Raw genomic sequence first — 19,517 nt, forward strand, 5'->3', positions numbered from 1 at the left:
AATGCGTCGTTTGCGGTCGCTTCCGGCCTTCCGATGTAGGCGTTCTGCGAGGGTGTCGAGACCGGCTTGGAGAGCGTCACGTTGAAGCGGATGTTGTCATCGCCAGTGATACGGACGTAGGGATTGAACTTCGTCGGAGTGTTGTTGTTCTTGTCGACGTAGGCGGCGCCGAGTTCCTGCGGGACGAGGCGGATGCGGTCACCGGCATGGACGACATTGTCCTTCTCGTTGTAGATGAATGCTTGAGTTTTACCAGAACCTTGCGGTTCCTCGGACGGAATGTATTCGCCACGTTCACGCTGGATGTATTTGCCGTTGTGGTCCAGAATCGTCAAGGGTTCGGACATGTTGACGGTGAGCATGCCTTTGATCAATCGTGCCGTGGAAATGACCGGGGCGCACTTGTCATACAGTGTATAGGTCGTTTCGAAGAAACCGTTTGCAGCACCCTTGAGCGGGGAGACCGTTCCGTTACCGTCCTTTTCGCCGCTGGTAGCGCCATAGGGGTAAGCGTTGTCCGCCGGGATGGTAATTTCGACGATGCTATAGGTGTTGACGGAATCCTTCGTCGTGGAGTCGGGAAGCATGACTTTGAACGGTGCGGATACAGAGTCGCGGATGGTCCAGTAGGTTTCCTTCGGCTTGATGACTCCACCCGTGGTGTCTGCCGTTGTTTTGAATGTGCGCGTGATGCCTGGGTCACCCCAGACTGTCACGACGCTGTCGAACATGTCCTTCGTCTTGAGCTTTCTTTCGAACATCATGTAGACCACGTCCGGAATGCCGTCGCCTTCCTTGTCGATCATTTCGGCATGGTAGATAGGTACCGGGCGGGAAATGAGTGTTACAGGTACGGTCGGCTTGCAGCCAAACGGATCGATTGGGTTGAAACTTTGGTCGGTGATGGAATAGTTGTTGGTCGTTTTTACGGCAGCCTGTGCACCGATGGGTACGAGTGCACTGTTGGTATTCCCACTGATGATGAGCTGCCAGCTCTTGCCGTTGCTCGTGGTTGTTGCAGGTCCAACGAGAGTCGGAGAGCCTGTTGCTCCTGCGATGATAAGCGGCCATTCGTTCAAGGAAGAAAGGATGACTTCTTCCGAGAAGGCGACGAGGACTGTATCGTATTCGCTTTGGTCATCGTCTGCTTTCTCGAGAATTGAGACGCTTGTGAGCGTGGGGTGGATGCCGTCTGTTATTTTCGTGGTTTCTGCATTAGGCGTTCCTTGGTCGGTAATGTAAGTTGTGATTTTCCCGGAAGGGGAGGTGTTGGTCGGGATAAGACTTGTGTCGATGGGGATGATGACTTCGTTCATGTCCGCATATTTCGATGCTATGAGCGGGACTTTTACGGAATCAGCCATGCCCTCGATAAAGTACTTGATGCTGTCGAGCGTGTAACCTTCGGCAAGCTTGTTCGTGAAGATAATCTTCAGCTGGTCTGCCTTGTTGTCACAGTCGGTATCTTCGGCGAGAACCTTCTGTGGCGACGGAACCTTGGATATGGCGTAGAACGATTGCTTCGAAATATCGTCTTCGTCATTCGGGTCGGTGTAGACAACCTGGATGGTGTCGCCTGCGAAGAATGAAATCTCCGAAGTCTGGTTTCTTGTTTCCTTGGAATGGTTGACGGCGGTAATTGGACCTCCGATAAAGTGACCGGGGTTCGCTTCGTCTGCTTTCAAGGTTACAGCGAGCTTGTCGTTCTTCTTGTTGTTGATGATTTCGACATCGATAGTCTTTGTATTACTCTTGACTTTATCTTTGTCCATCACGTCAATGTAGAATGTCGTGCCTTCCGGATTGGCGGGACTTATAATTGGGTTGCCAGAGGCGTCCTTGATGACGAGCTGCGATTCTGTGGCATCGCCTTTGGAGAAGTTCACGTAGTAGGTTCTGTTCTCGAAGGCACAACCGCCGTTTTCTAAGCAGACATCGCACGTGGGGTCTGGTCCTGCGAACAGAGTAATGTCGACTTTCTTGCTCCCGATACTCATCTTGACTGGGATATCGAGCTCCCACATGTCTGTTGGAATATCATATTTGGCGATAATCTTCGTTCCGGATTCGTCCAAAAGCCACTTGTCAAGGCTTAAGCCGTCGTTGAATGCCATACCGCTAACTTTAACGCCATTTGCCCAAATTTTGGTTATGTATCCACCTTCGGAAACGTGCACCTTGCCGGTAACGTGGACGGTGCTGCTGGCTTGGTCAATATCGACATGGGAACCGTTGGAAACATTGAATGGTGGATCAAGTACCATGTTGATTTTGTAGTTCGCTCTTTTGGTCTGCATTTCCTTCTTGGACGGGCTGTAACCCCAGATAAATTCATCCTTGCGATAGACGGATACATACGGATTCACCGGAGCGGCATCAAAGTCTTTGTCTCCTTCGTCTTTTTCGATACACGGCATGCCGGGGTAATCCAGTTCTTCGCCGTTTGCGCGAGAGTGCGGCATCCAGCTCCAGTCTCCCGGATTTTCGTTCAAGGTGGGGGCGCCCGGAGTTTCGTTGGACGGGGCGTACCATTTGTTGCCGGAGTAGCAATAAAGTTTTTTATTCGGAGCTTCGTTCATCAAGTCCTTGTACGGAGGGTACGGACTGCGGTGATCAAATCTCACGTCAAAGCGCAGGCGGCTAGAACTCTTGATGACAGTGGAGCCAAGGTTTAGCGGGAAGTACCATTGCCAGGTTCCCGTAGCATCGTCGTAGGTGTCTTCGATTTTGACAGGATGGGCATCGCGCAGGAGTCTTGCGAGTTCCTCGATGGTTTCTTCAGGGCATGAGCCGCTGAAACCCGCTTCGTCGTAGTCGTTGCAAATGTCTGTGCCCATGCCGATATCGTTTTCGATTTCGTCGGTGCCGCGCATGTAGAGACGGATGGTTAAGCTATCAAATGCTCTTGATTCATTGTTGAAAATGTTGATGTTGACCATGGCCATATTGACTTGCCAAGGGTATTGATAAGTTTTTACGCTAAAGTCGTACCACGTGACGGGTGTCGTGAATTTTAGCGGCTTGCCGTCATCGTCAACATTGGCAAATGTGCCATTGCTTTCGACCATGAAATAGTAAGTCGTCTTTTCCTTGAGCCCGCCAATTTTTACGTAATGGAACTGGGTTGGAATGCCGGATACATCTGCGTTTCCTGCACCGGTATTGTAGGCGTATTCGGCTGCTGTGGAGTGCGGTTGGGTGTCCCAGTAAATTCTGGATTCGTATTCGCCGTTGGGAGTGTACCACATGATTTCGGCGCTGTCAGCAGAAACGTTACAGACGGTGACGTTGGTGATTTCTGCGCTTTCAACGGAACTTCGGGTCGTGAATGAATACGGCGTTTGTGTGCTGTCGACGAGATATTTAGTTTTTTCGTTTTCTGGCTTATAGGCGTTTGCTCCCGTAACGTAGAAGTAATAGGTGGTGCCAGGAGTCAAATTGCGGAGGATGATGTCGTGCTGGACGCTTTTGGTATCATCTGTTGCGGTAAGAGCGTATTCACCTTCTGTGGTGCCGTAATGAATTACAGCTGTACCGCGCACGGTGAGATTTACTGTTACGATGGCGGAGTCTGTGCTTTTGTGGCGAATTTCTACGCTTATGTCTGGCGCCTGGGTCATGTCGAATTTGTGGGCGACAAGGCTGACTGCGCCTAAGAACGTTGCCGAGGCGTCGATGCAAACTTCGGATTTTTCGTAGTCTTCCCAGCTCATTGTTTTGGGGACAAATGAGTTGGCTCCACCGGGTTTGATGCCTCCAAGGAAGGCGCCAGCGGGGACTTTATACGGGTAATGACTGCCGGGAACATTGGTTCCTTCGGGGTTTGATGCGCGGTGGTGCGGATGCGCGTCGTTCTTGTCTCCAACACCGTAGATAAACGAAATGTCCCATGGATTCACACCGAGCATGTAGTTCATTTGGTTGATGGCGAGCTGCTGCATTTCGTCGGTTTTCCAGTTGGGCGTGCCCATGTGCGGGAGCGTGATGCCCTGTGCTTCTATGCTTTTGGCGACATCGACGTATGCCATGACATCAAAAATGTTGCCTGCCTGGTAGCGGTTGTAAATCCATTCCCCCGAAGGAGATGCCATGTTGTACCAGTCGGCGTCATATATAACTTTGTTCGGTTTCCAGATGATGCTTCCCATGGGAAGTTCGATGGATGCATTTCCGGCACCTTCTGACATGTCGGAAACGTTGTAAATCAAGTTGGCGACGCAGTCTTCAACGGCGTTCAGCCATTCATCTTCGGTTAAACCGTATTGCGTAATAGCCTTGTTCTTGTCGGCGAGGATGAGCTTGTACAAAGCGTATAGGGCGAATGTGTAGCTGTTTGCCCAGCTAGTTGTCTTTACGTTTTTTAAAAAGCCCTTGTCGTTTGTGACGAACCAGCCACCTTCGAAACAGCCGGCGCAGTTTTCCATATATTCCTGAGTTGGAGCCGTTTCACCTTTGTCGCCAATTTTTACTCCTGACGGCACTAAGTTTCTGGTACGGATCATATCATCGGCGTATTGCTTGTCTCCGGTGGCGTAGAGAAGAGCTACTGAGGCGAGTGCCAGGTCGTCGTAAAATTCATTGTTGCCGTTATAGGCTTGACTGGACCAGCTTGCTGCAGATGTGTTGTTCTTAATAGGCTTGTCGCCGTCATAGGTGCTTTTGCCTTGAGCGATGGCTTTTGCCAGGCTGTACATCTTTTGGGCGACCATCAGGCAGCTGTCTGCAAATGCTTCGTATTCGGGATAATCCTTGAACATCTTGCCAAGAATGGCAAGGCCTGCGGCAGTTTCGCCGCCAATGTTCGAGCCTATTTCGCCTAAGCGGACCATTCTAGAACTTGGGCCACCACGGTCTGTTGCTGAAGGGGAGCCATCTACCGGAAGACCATCTTGGTTTTCCGGGCGTCCCCACCAGCCGTGATCAGATCCTTTCGCTCCAATGGAAAGAGCCATATCGTCGATAATGCCTTTTGCTCTTACGAAAGAACGGAGTACAAAATCGGCGCCGTGCTTAGCTTCGCGGAGCATGTCCGGGACACCGTCGTGTCCGCCTGCTCCGTGGTTGTATTTGTAATGGTCTACGTCCACATCTGGGTTTGTGGCTGCCATGACCGCTGCTACCATAAAGGCGTACATCTGGGTCTGGGATTCTTTCAGGTGGTCACCGCAGTCGTAGTAACCGCCTTCGAGAGTTCCTGCCATTGAGGCATCGTAATGGTTTCGAACTTCGGTTTTGTCGCCGACGGTTACTGCACCGGCGCCATCTTTAGTGTGGCTGGCGGGGTGAAACCAGGAATCTCCGTAACCGCTGCGGTTGATGCCGTAGAATTTGATGGTGGCGTCCTTGACCATGGTGTACACCTGGTCGGAAATGATGAACGTGCTAGAAATTTCGTTGCCGACTTTAATGCGGAGGCGGGTGTCGGTGGGGAGTCCCTGCGGAATGTTTCCGATCATGATGGTGCCGGATTGACCGGTAACATCCACTCTATAGCGCATCTGGTCGTTTGTGGCGGCGTTTGTGCCTGCGACAATGGTCCAGTCAGAGGAGGTTGTATGGCCTGATGACTTTAGCGTGCCGGTAATGGCAGGGCTAAAGGGCTTGCCGTTGACATCGACGATTTCAAAAGTCGATGCGGTTCCGATGTAGTAAAATTGGCGTTCCTTGTCGTTTTCGAGATAGCCCGCCTGGTTTACGCGGATGGGCGACATGTGGTAATTGATAGCATCGAGATAAGCCTGGTCTAGAGTATCAACGATAAAGGCGTTCGGTGCATAAAATGGAGTTGTCTTGATTTTGGGAATCGTGTTTCTTTTCTTGGTGACCGATGCATCATAATGATCAAAAACGGTCGTGTCCCATGTTAGCGGGAATGTTGGCCTGATCAGGTCATAAGGAGTGGGTTGCTCTTGTTGCGCGTTTGCAAATTGTACAACAACACACAGTATCAAAAGATACTTTATGATAGACATCTTTCCTCCCAAACATGTAAAAAGGCAAAAATGAATTTTGCTCTATTACTTTATCTACTTAAAAATGAAAATAAATTATTTGGGTGGAAATGACTTAAAATAAATTTATTTCTGTTCTCAAATTGTTCCTCGTTTTTGCAAAATTTGGGTACAAAAAAAGACCGCCTTTCGGGCGGTCTCTAAACTTTTGGGAAAGCGTTGAATCGCGCTTATTAGTCGTCCCCAGTGAAGATGATCACGAGAACAGATGCAATGAATGCTGCAGACACGGCGATGAATTCCCACGGATTGTCCATGACGGCGGACTTAGCGGTGCCGCTGGTTTCCTGAGCAACTTTCTGTTCTTCTTCAGCCTTTGCCTGAGCTTCTGCTTCAGCAGCCTTCTTTTCTTCTTCTGCCTTAGCGAGAGCGGCGGAGTCAACCGGAGCTTCTTCGGCCTTAGCTTCGAGAACTTCAGTAGCTTCAGCGGCCTGAGCCTTAGTGGTATCTACGACAGCCTGTGCCTGAGCCTGAGCGGAGTCGGCGGTTGCTGCTGCCTGAGCAGTTGCTGCCTGTGCGGCGTCAGCGGCCTGAGCCTGCGTTGCTGCGGCTGCTTCTGTTGCCTGTGCCTTAGCGGTGTCGGCTACTGCGGTTGCCTGAGCCTGAGCTGCGGCTGCAGTGTTTTCTGCAGTCTGGGCTGCTGCTGCCTTAGCGTCAGTTGCCTGAGCTTGAGCGGCTGTTGTTGCTTCTGCGGCCTGAGTCTGTGCAGCGGCTGTGGCTTCTGTAGCCTTAGCTTCTACTGCAGCAGGTGCTTCGGCTGCTTTTTCAACCTTAGCGGCGACGGCCTTCTTAGCCGTTGCTGCCTTGCTAACCTTCTTTGCTGCCGGAGCTGCAAAAACCATGGCTGCCGAAATCATCGTAGCAAGCAGAATCTTTTTCATCATTCAATCCTCTTATAAAATGAGTTTTTTTGTTTCGTTATCAAAAATAATACATCTTCTGTGATTTGGGTCATGGAAAAAGTAAAAAAGTTCAAAAAAAATGTGAAAAAGGGGGATGAATGGTCGGTTCTGGGGGATAAGTGGAACGAAATTGGGTGGCTTTTTCGACGGAAAGAATTATTTTTACAGCCGAAAGTAACGAAATATGGTTTTTAGTAGTTGGTCATTGGTTATTAGATATAATTGCGCCTTTGGCACCTAAATAAAACTAATGGCTATTGACCAATGACTGTGGACCTGTCCTTTAACTATCAACTGCGCCTCTGGCGCCCAAACTACTATGGCATTCAAATACGAAGCTACCGTCCAGCACGGTGAAGATACTACCGAATACGTAAGTCTCGGTAAAGATGGCGTTTCCGTCGCCGAATTCGAAGGCAAGAAGATCCTCAAGGTTTCTAAGGAAGCTTTGACAAAGATTGCTCAGGCTGCTTTCGAAGAAGTTGAATTCTGCCTCCGTCCGGCCCACACGGCTAAGGTCGCAAAGATCCTCCAGGATCCGGAAGCTTCGGATAACGACAAGTTTGTCGCTCTCACCATGCTCAAGAACGCATGCGTTGCCGCCAAGGGCATCCTCCCGTTCTGCCAGGATACCGGTACGGCTATTTGCGTTGCCCACAAGGGTCAGCAGGTTTGGACGGGCTTTGATGACGCCGAAGCTATTTCTGAAGGTGTCTACAACGCCTACACCACCAAGAACCTTCGTTACAGCCAGATTGCTCCCTTGACGATGTACGAAGAAAAGAACACCGGTTGCAACCTCCCGGCTCAGATTGATATCCACGCCGAAGAAGGTGCCGAAATGAAGTTCTTGTTCGTCGCCAAGGGCGGTGGTTCTGCTAACAAGACTTACTATTGGCCGATGACCAAGGCGCTCCTCAACCCGAAGTCCTTGGAAAAGTTCCTTGCCGAAAAGGTGAAAACTCTCGGTACTGCCGCTTGCCCTCCGTACCACCTTGCTATCGTGATTGGCGGTACCTCTGCCGAAATGAATACGCACATGGTGAAGCTCGCTAGCTGCGGCTACCTCGACGATATTCCGACTTCCGGTTCCGAAGGCGGCCGTATCTTCCGCGACCTCGAAATGGAAGAAAAGGTTCTGCACATTTGCCAAAAGACGGGCATTGGCGCCCAGTTCGGTGGCAAGTACCTCGTACACGATGTCCGTGTGATCCGCGCTCCGCGTCATGCTGCTAGCTGCCCGGTTTCTATCGGCGTGAGCTGCTCTGCTGACCGAAACATCAAGGCAAAGATTGACGAAAACGGCCTCTGGCTCGAAAAGATGGAACACCATCCGGAAAACTACATCCCGGCTGGCAACGCCGTGAACCTCGCTCCGGCAGTGGAAATCGACCTTGACCGCCCGATGAAGGAAGTGCTCGCCGACCTTACCAAGTATCCGGTGAAGACGCGCCTCAGCCTCAAGGGCACGATGATTGTGGCCCGCGACATGGCCCACGCAAAGATTGCCGAAATCTTCGACAAGCAGGAACGCGGCGAAGAACTCACCGACGAAGAAAAGACCGTGCTCAAGGTTGTGTCCGACCACCCGATTTACTACGCCGGCCCGGCCAAGACTCCGGCAGGCATGCCCACCGGTAGCTTCGGCCCGACGACGGCCAACCGCATGGACCCGTACGTGATGCGCTTCCAGAGCAAGGGTGCTTCGATGATCATGGTCGCTAAGGGCAACCGCAGCCAGGACGTGACTGACGCCTGCAAGAAGTACGGTGGATTCTTCCTCGGCTCTATCGGCGGCCCGGCAGCCATCCTCGCTGAACAGAACATTCTGTCCAACGACATCGTGGCATTCCCGGAACTCGGCATGGAAGCCATCCGCAAGATCACCATCAAGGACTTCCCGGCATTCATCCTCGTGGATGACAAGGGCAACAATTTCTTTGAAGGACTGATTTAAAAGATGTTGCCCTTGTGCCAAGCGGATGCGGCTCGTTTTGACGAGCCGTAGAAGCGCGGAGTATTTGGCGTCGTAAGTTCTTTAATGCGATAGCCAAATACGGAGTCTCATTGGGGCAACAACTTCTTCGAAGGCTTGATCTAGTCACCCATCGTGTCATCCTGAGCGAAGTCGATATACGAAACTTGGCAACTTGTTGCCTTAGTTGAGTTAGGTTCGAAGGAGCAGGATCTAAATAGAAACGCCCCGCAAGTTTGTGCTTGCGGGGTGCTTTTGTTTGGTTGTGAGGAGTGTGTTATTTCGTATTTGAAATTCGAATTGTTTTGCTATTGGTCTTGATGACGTAAATGCCACCTGGTAGATTTACACGAGCTTTATCCCAAATGTTTTGCATAGAGCTTTCGCTTGCTTGGAATGAGGTCACGCGGTTCCCAAGGACATCATAGACGGAGTAGGCTTGCGATGAATTTGTCCGAATGCTGAATTTAGGCAATGCCGTTTTTTCTTTGGCCGCAGCAATTTCAATCCAATCGAGATTAAAGTATGGCTTGTCGATTCTAATCTTGAGTACGTGTTCGCCCGCGGTAATTGCAGGTACGGTCGTTGTGACGGTTTCGAAGTTTTTCCAGTCACCGGTGTTGGGAACTGTGATTTTGGCGATATCTTTATCATCAACGAGTACGGAGAAGAATGTGCTATCGCTTGGCGACGAGACGCGTGCGGTAATGTCGAGCGAATCGTTCTTGGAAACTTTTACCGTATAACGCAACCAGTCGTTGGCGTAACCCCAACCGTAAATAATCGCATCGCCTGCACTGTCGAGACCTGCGTTGTCTTCGCGGTAGAGCGAGTTCTCGTTTTCAATGTCGGTGTCCAAGAATCCCTGACCGTTGCCGCCCTTGTCGTAGTTTTCCACTTCGATTTTTCCCGGGATGGTAAGCGTGTCTTTAAACGGTTCTATCGGCTCGGGCTTCTTGAGTTCAATTTTACTTCCATAACCGGCAGCGACAATGTTTGCTTGAACTTTATCGTCAATAGAATCTGGCGGGTTGCCGATTGTCATGCAGCCTTCGAAGAATGTTCCTGCACCGCCGTCGCTGCCGTCACCGCCGTTGCCGAGTACGATGGCGCCTTGCAATTTGCGCGGGCTGTAGCCTCTTTTGCGCGGGCCGTCCCACATGGTGTTGAGTTTTCCTTTTTGAGCACTGCCGCCTTTGAGCTTGAACGTCCCGTCGTTCGGGCCTTTGAGCATGGCGGTTACATAGTCTGCTTCAATAGAAAGTGCGTCCGGCCACGGTGTCGTATGGGTTTTACCCCATTGCCAACCAGCATCGTTTCCCTTGAATACGCCGTCTTCCAAGTCGGCGGCAACCCACGGACCGTTTCCTTGTCCTGGACCGCCCCAGTCCTTGTCGCTTCCGAAGTAGATGCATTCCATAGTTCCCGGGCCGTCATCGTTACCGGTCGTTTCTGCGTTTCCGTAGTTGAAACAGCACAAGTCGTTGTAATGCCTGCCATCAACCACCATGTACATGGATTCTTCTTCGTCTCCGGTGGCTACACCTTTGGTGTTGTTATTGCGGTAACCGGTAGCGGACCAAGCGTCGCGATAGAATCCGTAAGCCTTGCGCCCGCTGATGTATATCGGGGCTCTGTTGGCGTCCGCTTCCTTGGCGCCTTCTTTTAGCCAATAGACTGGTGGCGATTTTTTCAGGTCGTTCTTGTAGCTACTCTGGTCGTAAATGATTGAAATTGTGCATTTGGAACCTGCACAAAAGTCGTCTTGCACGGAGGATTTGACAAAGCCTCCCGGCTCTTCGACAGGAATGTCCTTGGTTTGCCCATCGGCTCTGCGGACTTGGTAGAGGTTCCCGCTGTAGCTGGAGTAGAGTGCACGTGTCAAGCTGTGTGCTGCGACGCATGGAGTTTTTGCCCTGGCGTAAATGTCGCACGGGCCTTCGTTAGCATAGACTGTTATGGCTGTAGCCGCTAACAAGGCTACAACCTTGATTGTTGTGTATCGCATCCAAATATCCCCCTTTGGTGATTACTATTAAGAAAATATCTCTTTGTAGGGGATAAATATTGGCTTTTAGAAATCTTCCATTGTCAATTTATCAAAGGCGAATAATCGGATGTTTAAATAACTTTGTCTGTGACGATGCGCCATTCGCCTGGCTTTAATTTGCCAAGCGGAATGTTTCCGATTTGCACGCGGACAAGGCGGAGCGTGGGGAAGCCTACGGCTGCAGTCATGTGACGGACTTGGCGGTTCTTGCCTTCAATGAGCGTGAGCTTTACCCAGCTAGTGGGAATGTTTGCGCGGAAACGTACCGGCGGATTGCGTTCCCAAATCCATTCCGGGGCTTCGACAATTTCAGCTTTGCAGGGCTTGGTGTGGTAGCCCTTGATGTCTACGCCTTTGGCGAGCTTACGGACGGCTTCTTCGGTGATTTGACCGTCCACTTGTGCTAAGTATGTGCGTGGGTGCTCGTATTTCGGGTCCAAAAGTTTTTTGATGAGCTTGCCGTTATCAGTCAGGAGCAAAGCGCCTTCGCTATCATGGTCGAGGCGACCTGCGGCGTACACTCCTGGCGGAAATCCGAAGCTATCGAGGGCGGGGTGGCCCGCTTCGGGGGTGAACTGGCTCAAAACACCAAAAGGCTTATTGAAAATAATAACGGTAGACATGCGCCCAAATGATAAAAAAATTATATTAAAACCATGATTGATATTTATACTTTGGCGAAAAATCCGCTCGTGTTCCAAAAGCCGAGAACAATAACTTCGGCTTATATTGATGTTTCTGGAAAGATGGGCCTTGCACAGACTGTGCTCATGGTCCAGGACAATATTACTGAAAATTTTGGCGCCATGAAAATGGATAATTTCGTGGTGAAAGAAAAGGGCGGCTTCTGGGTCGTTTACAAGGCAAAGTTCAAGTTCCTCAAGCGCCCGTATTGGCGCGATAAGGTTGTGACGACATCCTTCCCGGCAGATAACCAGTTGATTCGTTTGAACGAAAATACGGCGATTACCACGGTGGAAGGCGAACCGATTATTTTTGCAAAACAGGAAATGTGCTGCCTCAGTCTCGATCGCCATCGCCCGATGCGACTTTCTTCGGTGGACTTCCCGACGGAAGGTTTCCCGGAAGCGTTTATGACGGATGAATTCGACCGCTTTAACGTGAAGCCTGAAGAGTACGAAGAAGTTTATCAGCAAAAGGTGTTGCCGCAGCATATCGACATGTCGCACCACATGAACAATATCGAATATGTGAAGCTTGCATTGAACGTGTTTAGCGCTTCGGATTTGGAACTCTGCATTCCGTCAGAACTCGAGGTCCATTACTTGGGCGAATCCGAAGAAGGGCAGACGATGAGAGTCTTCCGTGCGGACCACAACGGTGCTACGTACATGCGAATTCTCGACGAAAATGATCGCGCCGTCTTCGAGATGAAACTCCGTATGATGTAATGGCGACTGTCATTCCGGCCTCTGTGCCGGAATCGCCTTTTATCCTAAAACTTGAAAGAACTCCGGACGGTGAAAGTCCGGTTTTTCTGTTTCTATGCGGAACGCGCTCAGGTAATGAGGCGTGTTTGCTTTGTCAGCGCACTTGTAGAGGTTTCCGCGGAGTGGCGCCTCAAATGCTTTGATTCCAAAAATTTCGGCAGGAATTTCAATCGACATTGTCCAGTAGACGGAATCGTCCTGGATGCTTGGCGCTGTTCCCGAACGCTTGATTTTTGCAATTGCTTCAAGCGAAAGCGTTTGTCTGTTATTGCGATCGGTGCCGCGGGCAGCAAGTACAAATCCTCGGCTTGTCGTTTCGAAGTTGAAATATTCGGCTGGGTTTGCTGGGTTCTGCAAAAAGATTTCCACGCAGGAATCTTCCCAGCTGCGTCCGTTGTCTTCCTGAACGGCGGCGCGGTAGCAGTCTACAGGTTCTTCAATGGTAAACTTGACGACGATGCAATTTGTCGTTTGCGAAAACTCGGCAGTGACCATCGGGTGGATGATACCCTGATTTGCCGTCCATTTCATATTCGGTTTTAATAGCATGGGTAGAAATTAGAAAAAGTTATTGGTAGTTAGTTATTGGTTATTAGTCAATAGTTGATTATTGAAACTAAAGATTTTCTAATGACTATTGACCTTATTTTATAGCTTTAATTTAATGTGGATAAAGTATTAAATTGATTAACTTATATGAATTAAAAAGACTGATTAATCAGTGATTAAATCGATTAATCACTTTTTTATTTGAATGAAAATGCCGAAATTTGCTTAAAAACGCCAATTTTGGTTTTGGCACGTCTTTTGCATAATGTGTTGTGTTCCGCAAAAATGCGAGTGCGTTCAATTGCGGTTTATCTTCAAAAAAATAGGAGGCCGATATGGCTGAAAAAACAGAAAAGAAAACCTCTGGTTTCCCTGCAATGTCCCCGGCATTTGATTGCCTTGCCGTGACGAATGTTCAAGTATTTCCGTTCAAGGAAGGTGCAAACCTTGGCCACATGAAGGGGCTTGCGACCATCGTGTTGAACGACCAAATCCAGATTCGCGGGCTCCGCGTGATGGATGGCGAAAATGGCATGTTTGTGGGCTACCCGATTGATACGTTCTACAAGGGCGAAGATTATCGTACTGTGTGTTTGCCGATTACGCGTCAGCTGCGTGAACACATTGAAAATTGCGTGCTTGAAAAGTATCAGGCTGCAGTAGCTTAAGGTAGGTGCAAGTTGTTTCGCAGAATCCGTTCTTATTGCTTGTTTGGAATAAAGGCTGTTCCTGTTAGTGTAGAAGTCGATGCCGCTCAAGGACTGCCTGGGTTTACTCTTGTTGGGCTTCCGGACAATGCGGTAAGGGAATCTCGAGAACGTGTTGTTTCGGCGATACGTTCCATCGGAAAAGTGGTGACCGGTTTTCGTACAACGGTAAACTTGTCACCTGCGGATCTGCGAAAGGAGGGGAGTGCGTTAGACCTTCCGCTGGCGATTGGCTTGCTTGTTTCAACGGGGGAGATTGAAGTCCCGCAGTTGGAACGTTATGTCTTTGTGGGCGAACTTTCATTGGATGGTTTGTTGAAGCCTGTCCGTGGTGTGTTATCCATTGCAATGAATTTGTCTACAGAACGTGGGTGTATTCTCGTTATTCCGCGCGGGAATGTGCAGGAGGCTTCGCTGGTGGAAGGTCTTCATTTTGTTTGTGCGGATTCACTTGGTGAATGTGTTGAAATCTTGGCGCGCAATTCCAGTCAGAATGTGAAAATTGCAAAAGGGATTGCCTCGTACCGAGTAGATGTTGATGATAAAGTCCCTGATTTTAAGAATGTGGTGGGGATGGAAGGCGTAAAGCGTGCGCTTGAAATTGCCGCTGCTGGTGCGCATAACTTTTTACTTGTTGGGTCTCCTGGTGCGGGCAAGACGCTTTGTGCGAAATGCTTGCCGGGAATTTTGCCCGAGATGACTGAACAGGAAATCTTGGAAACAACGCGAATTCATTCGTGTGCTCGTAGTGCAGGTGATTCTGATGAATTTAAACCTGTGCTTGCTAGACCGTTCCGTTCACCGCATCATTCAGCGTCGATGGTCTCGCTTGTGGGCGGCGGCACTAGGCTTTTGCCGGGCGAGGCGAGCTTGGCGCATAATGGGGTACTGTTTCTGGATGAACTGCCTGAGTTCAACCGGAGTGTCTTGGAAGCGTTACGCGAACCGATGGAAGAAGGAGAAATTTCGGTTAGCCGAGCAAGCGGTACTGTGGTGTGGCCTGCTCGATTTATGATGGGCGCTGCAATGAACCCGTGTCCGTGTGGCTATTCTATGGACCCGAAGCGTGAATGCACTTGCTTACCCGAGGCGCGCAAACGTTATCGCGAAAAAATTTCGGGTCCGCTATTGGACCGTATCGATATTCAAGTGAGCGTGCCGCCTGTAGATGCTGCGATGTTTGCGATAAAAGGGCGAGGGGAGTCTTCTGCTGATATTCGTAGGCGCGTATGTGCGGCACGTGCGATTCAGCGGGAACGCTTCCGTAATTTGACGTTTAAATCCAATGCCGAGATGTCATCGGAATACGCACGGAAATTTGCGGCGATGACGCCTGCTATAGAAAGTTTTGCGGTAAATGCAGCTGCTAAAATGGAATTGAGTGCGCGCGGATATTTTAGATTGTTAAAAGTCGCGCGCACGATTGCTGACTTGCGCGGCGCCTCCGCCGTTGATATTATGGATCTTTCCGAAGCCTTGCGCTACCGTGCCTTTAGAGGCTAGTGGCTAATTTGGAAATTTTTGTCATCCTCGACCCTTGAACGCGCAGCGCGAGAGGGGAGGGGATCCAAGAAGAATTTTATATGTCGATAAATATGCAAAAGAAAGGTTTTACATATATCTTATTCAATAAAAAGAATGGAACTCTTTATGTTGGAGTGACTTCTGATTTGAAAAAGCGGGTCTTAGAGCATAAGTCTAAAATCATTCCTGGATTCACGAAAAAATATAATGTGGATAAATTAGGTTATTTTGAAGAGCTAACATCAATTCGCTTTGCTATAGAAAGGGAGAAAAAATTAAAGCGATTGCATCGGTGCGATAAAATAAGATTAATTGAATCTGTTAATTCCGAATGGAAAGATCTTTTTGAATTGATGGCTTAGGAACACTGCTTTCTAGATCCCCTCCCTTCGGTCGAGGATGACGTATGACTTGAGTTTAATCCCTAATTATCTTCACGCTTGCTTCGGCGCCTAGACAGCCGGGGACGGCCTTAGGCTTTGCAACGGAGACTTCAACGGCGGTTGCTTTGGGGTAATGTTCCAAGACGTATTCTGCAGTCTTTACAACAAGCGTTTCTACTAGCTTGAAACAAGAAAGGCGGATGAACCCTTTAAGTTCTTCCGCCAGCTTTGCATAATCAATAGATTCGTTTAAATCTTCTGTTTCTGCAGCTTTGGCAAAGTCCAACCAAAGGGTCAGGTTCAAGATGATTGGTTGCTCATTTTCGCGTTCGTAGGGGAGTATGCCTACAATGCAATCAAATTGAACATCCTTGAGTCGGATTCGCCCTTGTTCCATTACCATGCGAACAATACGATAGCTGTTGTCAAGGTAAGTGCCGATACGCCAAACCAGATGTTACGAGCCATGGCGTAGGAATCCTTGGTGTCCTTGTTGGTCTGCATTCTCGTTTGGAGATTTGCATAGGTCCAGCCAGATTTCTGAGCAATGAATGCCGATGCGTCTGCTTTGTTCTTGTACCAGTCAACGCATTTTTCTTGGTTGGTTACACCGCTAATTGAGCTACAAGTTCTTTCGATCTTTTCACCGACAATGTTAGCGACACCTTCGAGATCCTTGTAAGCCTTGTCAGCTTCGCTAGACTTCATCTGCTTGAGGACACCGACAACAGCGCTTGTTGCTGCAACTGCAGAAAGTGCAACTGCACTCCAGAAGCGGACTTCGTCAGCAACACCGAAACGGTCGGTAACCTCCTGTGCGGCAGCGGATGCAGAGTAATCGCGAGCGTCTGCACGGGAGTTTGTGCGGCTCAGGTCGCCAGAAACATCGTAGCTGTTGTTGTTCTTTGCTGCAATGATGTCTTCGTCGCAAGAAACGTCGAATTCATCGCATTCCTGTTTGGGAGCAGAACTTGCGGAGGCGGACGGAGCTTCGCCCTTGAGTTCTGTTGCGATGCCGTTCACGAATGTGATTGCGGATGTGGCACCCGGAATGTAAACGTACTTGCCATCGAAGTAGACCTTTTCGGCGTCGTCACCCGGCTTCATGCCGCGGCGAACGTAAAGCTTGGACTTGATGACGTTCTTGTAAGAAACTGTGGAAGGAATGCTCAAAGCGGTCATGGAAGAAAGATCGCCGACTTGACCAATGTAAAGCTGATAAGCATTGAGTCCAGATTCCTGTGCGAACTTCTGACGGAGAACGACGTTTCCGGAAGGAACGGCGGCAGCTTCGTCAACAGAAGCGGTGCTCAGTTCGCCGCTAGAGGCAAAAACTTGATTGTCAGACATGACGGCATCTTTTGCCGTAAAATCAGCGATATCATAAACTCCAGCGAAAGCTGCTGCAGCGGAAAGGCATAGGGCCAATAAGAAAGAACGCTTCATCGTATCTACTCCGAATAATCCAATTTTTTTGGAAAAATATATAAAAAAAACACCGATAGTGAATTATATAATTTTTTTTCACGCGGAGAATCACAAATGCGATGAATAAATTATTGGTGTGATAAAATTATCAATTAATTGTACGGTTTAACGCTTTGTTTGTAAAAATCTGGTTACAAGAAATTCAATCGAAGAGATTGGACGGTTGTGGTCTTTAGTGTCGTTGTGACACTCCAAGAAGACTTTTCTAACAACTAATGTCTAGTAACTAGTGACTACTTTACTATATGGCGCTCCTTTGGAACGCATCTAGTACGGCTTGGTAATAAATTCGCGCAAGTACGATTTTGCTACTCTCGCCTTGTACACTTTTGCCGCTGCTCTCGCCTTTGACGCTCTTTGAGCGTCTTTTGCTGGGCTCAAAAATGAATCTGCAAGCAGCTTCGCTTTGTTCGCCCTACGCAAAAGTTACTATATTTTCCCCCGTAAATTTTTAACCCTAAAAAGAAGGTGCTATAATGGCAAAGCTTTCTATCGAAGATCTCGAACTCGCCGGCAAGCGCGTGTTCATCCGTGTTGACTTCAACGTTCCGCAGGACAAGGTGACTGGCGAAATCACCAACACCAAGCGTATCGAAGCCGCTCTCCCGACCATCCAGTACGCTCTCGATCATGGTGCAGCAGTCGTGCTCGCTTCCCACCTCGGCCGTCCGAATGGCGAAAAGAACATGAAGTACACGCTCGCTCCGGTTGCTAAGAAGCTCGAAGAACTCATCAAGAAGCCGGTGAAGTTCCTCTCCGACTGCGTGGGTCCGGAAGTTGAAGCTGCCTGCGCTGCTATCAAGCCGGGTGAAATCATCCTCCTCGAAAACCTCCGCTTCCACATCGAAGAAGAAGGCAAGCGCAAGATCAAGAACGCCGATGGCACCGAAACTAAGGAAAAGGCCGACAAGGAAGCCGTCAAGGCATTCCGCGCAAGCCTCACCAAGCTCGCTGACGTTTATGTGAACGACGCTTTCGGTACCGCTCACCGCGACCACTCTTCCATGACTGGTGTTGAACTCCCGCAGCGTGCCGCTGGTTTCCTCATGAACAAGGAACTCAAGGCTTTCGACCAGGTCCTCAACAATCCTCCGCGTCCGTTCCTCGCCATCCTCGGCGGTGCAAAGGTCGCTGACAAGATCCAGCTCATCAACAACCTCCTCGACAAGGCCGACAAGATCATCATCGGCGGTGGCATGGCTTTCACTTTCAAGAAGGTTCTCAACAACATCGAAATCGGTTCTTCTTTGTTTGACGAAGAAGGTGCCAAGCTCGTTCCGGATCTGATGGCTAAGGCTAAGGCTGCTGGCAAGGAAATCATCCTCCCGGTTGACTACATCGCTGCTGACAAGTTCGCTGCCGACGCTGCTACCAAGGCTGTCTCTGACGCAGAAGGCATTCCGGCTGGCTGGATGGGCCTCGATGTGGGCGCTGAATCCACCAAGCTCTTCGTTGACGCTATCAAGTCTGCAAAGACCATCGTTTGGAACGGTCCTGCAGGCGTGTTCGAATTCGAAGCCTTCGAAAAGGCTACCAAGGCTATGGCTGACGCTATCGTCGAAGCTACCGCTGCTGGTGCAATCACCGTGATCGGTGGTGGCGATACCGCTACGGCTGCCAAGAAGTACGGCGCTGACAAGAAGGTGACCCACACCTCTACGGGTGGTGGCGCATCTTTGGAACTCTTGGAAGGTAAAGTCCTCCCGGGTGTTGCAGTGCTTACTGACAAGTAATTCAAAATAAAATTTTGGATTTTAAAAGCTCCGCATTTTTGTGCGGAGTTTTTTATATTAATTCGCATGAAAATTATTTTGTTGTGTGTCGCGTTGTTGATGATGCCATGCTTGGCTGATGAACCGGCTACTGTTACGCCAGTTGATTCAGCGGCGTATTATCAGAAAATGTACGAGTACAACTTGGAAAAATATCACACCGATGTTTTTGTGAAAGATGTGATGTTTTGGACTTATATTGGGGGCATGATCGCGTCTGGTTGTATCTCTTTACCTGTGGCTTTGGGTGCGGGATCTCGCGGTGGAAAAATGTCTACCATGGAAATGGTTGGTATTATCGCTCCCTTAGCTATTATGGGAACGGCTGGGATTGGATATATAACCTTTGAAATCGCGACTTTAGTCCGTCGCAGTAAGTATGAAAAATACTACCAAAAGTGGGAAAATTCTAAAAATTCAAGCAATTCCATGCAGGTTGGGATTACTCCTCTGCTGAATTCTCTGGATGGGCGCTACGGCGCTGTTTTGGCGTTTTCGTTCTAGCCTTGTTCGCCTTGCTTGGGCTCGGCGGTTTCGTCGTGTTCCTCGATTTTACTGACTTTGGTGAACCAGTAGTCTTCGCTGTTGATGGAGCTCATGTTGCCGATGAGCTGGTCGAGGTCAAGATTTTGAATGTCGTTGTTTTCGTTAGGCATGTCTAGAATATATATATTTATAAGAAATGGTGATGCCGTCCCCATTCGC

General features: G+C 49.4%; 15 protein-coding genes. 7 read left to right on the top strand and 8 right to left on the bottom strand.

From position 1 onward, the window contains the following. Positions 1 to 5,972, bottom strand: a 5,972-nt coding sequence (locus B9Y77_RS00005) for a glycoside hydrolase family 9 protein (protein ID WP_085490002.1), incomplete at its 3' end; no start/stop codon positions are given. A 212-nt stretch (positions 5,973 to 6,184) separates the two neighbouring features. Beyond that, positions 6,185 to 6,895 (bottom strand): hypothetical protein, encoded by a 711-nt coding sequence (locus tag B9Y77_RS00010; RefSeq protein ID WP_073424651.1) that lies wholly within the window; start codon positions 6,893 to 6,895, stop codon positions 6,185 to 6,187. 337 nt (positions 6,896 to 7,232) lie between these two features. Here B9Y77_RS00010 and B9Y77_RS00015 point away from each other — a divergent pair, with 337 nt between their 5' ends. After that, entirely contained in the window at positions 7,233 to 8,870 is a 1,638-nt protein-coding gene (locus B9Y77_RS00015; RefSeq protein WP_085490003.1) for a fumarate hydratase, read from the top strand. Between the two features lie 295 nt (positions 8,871 to 9,165). Here B9Y77_RS00015 and B9Y77_RS00020 read toward each other — a convergent pair whose 3' ends face one another. After that, entirely contained in the window at positions 9,166 to 10,896 is a 1,731-nt protein-coding gene (locus tag B9Y77_RS00020; RefSeq protein WP_085490004.1) for an arabinofuranosidase catalytic domain-containing protein, read from the bottom strand. Positions 10,897 to 11,009: 113 nt separating this feature from the next. Continuing rightward, positions 11,010 to 11,561: a pseudouridine synthase gene (locus B9Y77_RS00025; protein ID WP_085490005.1), complete on the bottom strand. Its 552-nt coding sequence runs from the start codon at positions 11,559 to 11,561 to the stop codon at positions 11,010 to 11,012. Between the two features lie 33 nt (positions 11,562 to 11,594). On the opposite strand from B9Y77_RS00025, the gene B9Y77_RS00030 reads away from it, so the two are divergent. Next, positions 11,595 to 12,350, top strand: coding sequence for an acyl-[acyl-carrier-protein] thioesterase (locus B9Y77_RS00030; protein ID WP_085490006.1), 756 nt, complete (start codon positions 11,595 to 11,597; stop codon positions 12,348 to 12,350). A 39-nt stretch (positions 12,351 to 12,389) separates the two neighbouring features. On the opposite strand, the gene B9Y77_RS00035 is transcribed toward B9Y77_RS00030, so the two are convergent. After that, the gene (locus tag B9Y77_RS00035) at positions 12,390 to 12,920 is read right to left on the bottom strand and encodes a carbohydrate-binding family 9-like protein (protein ID WP_254899856.1); all 531 of its coding nucleotides are present in this window, start codon (positions 12,918 to 12,920) and stop codon (positions 12,390 to 12,392) included. A gap of 353 nt (positions 12,921 to 13,273) precedes the next feature. Between B9Y77_RS00035 and B9Y77_RS00040 the strand changes: the two genes are divergently transcribed. The 3 genes from B9Y77_RS00040 to B9Y77_RS00050 all read left to right on the top strand — a co-directional run bounded on the left by B9Y77_RS00040 (position 13,274) and on the right by B9Y77_RS00050 (position 15,531). Beyond that, the gene (locus B9Y77_RS00040; RefSeq protein WP_139829225.1) at positions 13,274 to 13,606 is read left to right on the top strand and encodes a SpoVG family protein; all 333 of its coding nucleotides are present in this window, start codon (positions 13,274 to 13,276) and stop codon (positions 13,604 to 13,606) included. A 12-nt stretch (positions 13,607 to 13,618) separates the two neighbouring features. Then, a complete protein-coding gene (locus B9Y77_RS00045) occupies positions 13,619 to 15,148 on the top strand; it encodes a YifB family Mg chelatase-like AAA ATPase (RefSeq protein ID WP_073424645.1) in 1,530 nt (509 codons plus the stop codon). Between the two features lie 92 nt (positions 15,149 to 15,240). After that, entirely contained in the window at positions 15,241 to 15,531 is a 291-nt protein-coding gene (locus tag B9Y77_RS00050; RefSeq protein ID WP_073424715.1) for a GIY-YIG nuclease family protein, read from the top strand. A 55-nt stretch (positions 15,532 to 15,586) separates the two neighbouring features. On the opposite strand, the gene folB is transcribed toward B9Y77_RS00050, so the two are convergent. Together folB and B9Y77_RS00060 are read right to left on the bottom strand one after the other, a co-directional pair. Continuing rightward, positions 15,587 to 15,955, bottom strand: a complete 369-nt coding sequence (gene folB, locus B9Y77_RS00055) for a dihydroneopterin aldolase (RefSeq protein ID WP_254899857.1) — start codon at positions 15,953 to 15,955, stop codon at positions 15,587 to 15,589. Then, positions 15,949 to 16,998, bottom strand: coding sequence for a hypothetical protein (locus B9Y77_RS00060; RefSeq protein ID WP_085490009.1), 1,050 nt, complete (start codon positions 16,996 to 16,998; stop codon positions 15,949 to 15,951). The genes folB and B9Y77_RS00060 overlap by 7 nt, the downstream gene beginning before the upstream one ends. 518 nt (positions 16,999 to 17,516) lie before the next feature. Between B9Y77_RS00060 and pgk the strand changes: the two genes are divergently transcribed. Continuing rightward, positions 17,517 to 18,773 (top strand): phosphoglycerate kinase, encoded by a 1,257-nt coding sequence (gene pgk / locus B9Y77_RS00065; protein WP_085490010.1) that lies wholly within the window; start codon positions 17,517 to 17,519, stop codon positions 18,771 to 18,773. A 66-nt stretch (positions 18,774 to 18,839) separates the two neighbouring features. After that, on the top strand, positions 18,840 to 19,316 hold the full coding sequence (locus B9Y77_RS00070; RefSeq protein ID WP_085490011.1) for a hypothetical protein: 477 nt from the start codon (positions 18,840 to 18,842) through the stop codon (positions 19,314 to 19,316). On the opposite strand, the gene B9Y77_RS00075 is transcribed toward B9Y77_RS00070, so the two are convergent. Further along, positions 19,313 to 19,468 carry a hypothetical protein gene (locus B9Y77_RS00075; protein WP_173354134.1) on the bottom strand — a complete coding sequence of 52 codons (156 nt, stop codon included), beginning with the start codon at positions 19,466 to 19,468 and terminating at the stop codon, positions 19,313 to 19,315. The two genes, B9Y77_RS00070 and B9Y77_RS00075, sit on opposite strands and share 4 nt — an antisense overlap. Positions 19,469 to 19,517 lie beyond the last annotated feature (49 nt).

Origin of the sequence: Fibrobacter sp. UWB13 (genome assembly GCF_900177805.1) — a bacterium.
Lineage (GTDB): Bacteria > Fibrobacterota > Fibrobacteria > Fibrobacterales > Fibrobacteraceae > Fibrobacter.

Excerpts from the sequence above, each read along its gene's own strand:
- B9Y77_RS00010 (WP_073424651.1), bottom strand. The coding sequence starts at position 6,895 with ATGATGAAAAAGATTCTGCTTGCTACGATGATTTCGGCAGCCATGGTT.
- B9Y77_RS00015 (WP_085490003.1), top strand. The coding sequence starts at position 7,233 with ATGGCATTCAAATACGAAGCTACCGTCCAGCACGGTGAAGATACTACC.
- B9Y77_RS00020 (WP_085490004.1), bottom strand. The coding sequence starts at position 10,896 with ATGCGATACACAACAATCAAGGTTGTAGCCTTGTTAGCGGCTACAGCC.
- B9Y77_RS00025 (WP_085490005.1), bottom strand. The coding sequence starts at position 11,561 with ATGTCTACCGTTATTATTTTCAATAAGCCTTTTGGTGTTTTGAGCCAG.
- B9Y77_RS00030 (WP_085490006.1), top strand. The coding sequence starts at position 11,595 with ATGATTGATATTTATACTTTGGCGAAAAATCCGCTCGTGTTCCAAAAG.
- B9Y77_RS00035 (WP_254899856.1), bottom strand. The coding sequence starts at position 12,920 with ATGAAATGGACGGCAAATCAGGGTATCATCCACCCGATGGTCACTGCC.
- B9Y77_RS00040 (WP_139829225.1), top strand. The coding sequence starts at position 13,274 with ATGGCTGAAAAAACAGAAAAGAAAACCTCTGGTTTCCCTGCAATGTCC.
- B9Y77_RS00050 (WP_073424715.1), top strand. The coding sequence starts at position 15,241 with ATGCAAAAGAAAGGTTTTACATATATCTTATTCAATAAAAAGAATGGA.
- folB (WP_254899857.1), bottom strand. The coding sequence starts at position 15,955 with ATGGTAATGGAACAAGGGCGAATCCGACTCAAGGATGTTCAATTTGAT.
- B9Y77_RS00060 (WP_085490009.1), bottom strand. The coding sequence starts at position 16,998 with ATGAAGCGTTCTTTCTTATTGGCCCTATGCCTTTCCGCTGCAGCAGCT.
- pgk (WP_085490010.1), top strand. The coding sequence starts at position 17,517 with ATGGCAAAGCTTTCTATCGAAGATCTCGAACTCGCCGGCAAGCGCGTG.
- B9Y77_RS00070 (WP_085490011.1), top strand. The coding sequence starts at position 18,840 with ATGAAAATTATTTTGTTGTGTGTCGCGTTGTTGATGATGCCATGCTTG.
- B9Y77_RS00075 (WP_173354134.1), bottom strand. The coding sequence starts at position 19,468 with ATGCCTAACGAAAACAACGACATTCAAAATCTTGACCTCGACCAGCTC.